Below are 1,846 nucleotides of genomic sequence, written 5' to 3'. Positions count from 1 at the left end.
CGGGGCCGGGCAAGAATGATGCCCGCGCGGCTCCCCAGCCGCGCGGGCATCTGTTGCCGTCCGCCGCACCCCCGTCCCCACGGGGTTTCACGGGCATGGATGTCCCCGCCCGGACCGCTCTTCCGGGCCCACGACGCTAACCGCGCGTCACGGCATCATGCCCACGGACGACGCCTGGAGGACCACTGCTTCCCAGCCGCCGAAGGCGACCACGAGCAGGGCTGCGAGGGGAAGGACGATGGCGGCGGCCACCAGGGGGTGGCGGCGCGCGGGGCGCGTGCGGGCACGGGGTGCTTCGGGCACGGTCGTGGCCATCGGGGTCCTTCTCCTGCCGGAGGTGTCGGTCGAGGGAGCGACGGGGGCGTGACCTCGGGGGGATGGCGCTCCCGTCGCTGTGCCTCCATCCTCGCCCGCCGGGACAGAGGGGGGCGTCATGCCCTCGTACCGAATGCCTGGCCTCCCCCAGGAGGACGACCGGGCGGTCCCCTACTCCCCTGGGTGGAGATCCCCTGGGGGACTCCCCTGAGGTCCGTGATGTGGGTCACGGACGGAGGGCGTGGTTCCGGTGCGGCCGCGCGGGGCGGCGGCGGTGCGGGGGGACGTGCGCGGGCGCGCCTCGCGGGGTGCGCGCGAAGGGGCCCGCCGTGGCCGAAAAGGCCCGCCGCTCGCGGGAATTGGGCGAAAAGGGGAGGAGCGCGGACCCGGTGAGGAGGCGTCATGGTGATGCTTCCTCACCACCGCGTCCCGCGAAGACAATCGTTCGGTCACGGAGGGCGCGGCCTCAGCGCGCACCGGCGCGCGGAAACGTAAGCTGTGGCGCGTCAGCAGTAACGGGCAGCGGGGATGGACATGACGATGATGCGGCTCCGGCGCGAGGACCCGCGTGTCGTCGGCTCGTTCAGGCTTCACCGGCGACTCGGCGCGGGCGGGATGGGCGTCGTCTACCTGGGCTCCGATCGCAAGGGACAGCGCGTCGCGCTGAAGGTCATCCGCCCGGATCTGGCGGAGGACCAGGAGTTCCGCTCACGTTTCGCCCGTGAGGTCTCGGCGGCCCGGCGCATTCGCGGAGGCTGTACGGCACGGCTCGTGGCGGCGGACCTGGAGGCCGAACGGCCCTGGTTCGCCACGCAGTACGTCCCGGGCCCCTCCCTGCACGACAAAGTGGCCGAGGAGGGCCCGCTGACGGCGGCCGAGGTGGCCTCCGTGGGCGCGGCGCTCTCGGAGGGGCTCGTCGCGGTGCACGAGGCGGGGGTGGTGCACCGGGACCTCAAGCCGTCGAATATCCTGCTCTCCCCCAAGGGCCCCCGCATCATCGACTTCGGCATCGCCTGGGCGACCGGGGCGAGCACCCTCACGCACGTCGGCACGGCGGTCGGCTCGCCCGGCTTCCTCGCGCCCGAGCAGGTGCGGGGCGCGGCGGTCACGCCCGCGACGGACGTCTTCGCGCTCGGCGCGACGCTCTCCTACGCGGCGACGGGGGACTCCCCCTTCGGCCACGGCAGCTCCGAGGTCATGCTCTACCGCGTCGTCCACGAGGAGGCGCACCTGCGCGGCGTCCCGGACGCCCTCGCGCCGCTCGTGCGGGCGTGTCTCGCGAAGGACCCCGAAGAGCGGCCCAGCACGCTCCAGCTCTCGCTGCGGCTCAAGGAGATCGCCGCGCGCGAGACGCAGCACCCGGGCAGCGCGCGGGGCGCGGGGCAGCGCGAGGTGATCGAGCGGCCCACGGGGCGGCTCGCGGAGCAGTACGCCGAGCAGGCGACGCAGCAGCGCCCGGTGACCCCCGCGCCGCGCGGGCGCCGCAAGCCGGAGACGGCGGCGCCCGCCCAGGCCGGCCAGCGCGGCGAGC

2 protein-coding genes are annotated in these 1,846 nt (G+C 74.8%); one reads left to right on the top strand and one right to left on the bottom strand.

Translation table 11 applies throughout. From position 1 onward, the window contains the following. Positions 1-147: 147 nt before the first annotated feature. Positions 148-315 (bottom strand): hypothetical protein, encoded by a 168-nt coding sequence (locus tag SSBG_RS33825; RefSeq protein WP_199781407.1) that lies wholly within the window; start codon positions 313-315, stop codon positions 148-150. 528 nt (positions 316-843) lie between these two features. Here SSBG_RS33825 and SSBG_RS25340 point away from each other — a divergent pair. After that, positions 844-1,846, top strand: a 1,003-nt coding sequence (locus SSBG_RS25340) for a serine/threonine-protein kinase (RefSeq protein ID WP_008748916.1), incomplete at its 3' end; no start/stop codon positions are given.

The organism is Streptomyces sp. SPB074 (assembly GCF_000154905.1).
Classification (GTDB): domain Bacteria; phylum Actinomycetota; class Actinomycetes; order Streptomycetales; family Streptomycetaceae; genus Streptomyces.
Note: the sequence above shows the minus strand (reverse complement) of the source record. Positions and strands in the feature narration are given on the sequence as shown.

Bases quoted from the DNA above. Each gene is read 5' to 3' on its own strand.
- SSBG_RS33825 (WP_199781407.1), bottom strand. From the start codon at position 315: ATGGCCACGACCGTGCCCGAAGCACCCCGTGCCCGCACGCGCCCCGCG.